This is a genomic window from Streptomyces torulosus (genome assembly GCF_001419765.1).
Lineage (GTDB): Bacteria > Actinomycetota > Actinomycetes > Streptomycetales > Streptomycetaceae > Streptomyces > Streptomyces torulosus.
In genome coordinates, this window is the sequence record NZ_LIRK01000234.1 from 1 (window position 1) to 286 (window position 286).

Below are 286 nucleotides of genomic sequence, written 5' to 3' on the forward strand. Positions count from 1 at the left end.
GTCGTGGGGGGCGGCAGGGGTGTCATGGTCCGCAGGGTAGGCCAGGGCACTGACAAGCGGGGCTGAGCTGGGAGAACCGGCGGCGAGACCCTGGAGGTCGGGCGTCAGTGCGGGGCCGGCAGGTAGGGGGACGTGGAGGGGAGGCTCAGGTCGGAGGGGAGGAGGGAGCCCACCCAGCAGTCGCGGAGGGTGCCGTTGTTGTTGAGGGCGGAGCGGAGGGTGCCCTCCACGGTGAAGCCGGTGTTCTCGGCGACCGCGCGGGACGCGGTGTTGCCGACCTCGGCGC

1 protein-coding gene is annotated in these 286 nt (G+C 73.1%); it reads right to left on the reverse strand.

The features are described from left to right. Positions 1–104: 104 nt before the first annotated feature. A partial coding sequence (locus AOK23_RS49825; RefSeq protein ID WP_240496414.1) for a GNAT family N-acetyltransferase occupies positions 105–286 on the reverse strand: 182 nt, incomplete at its 5' end.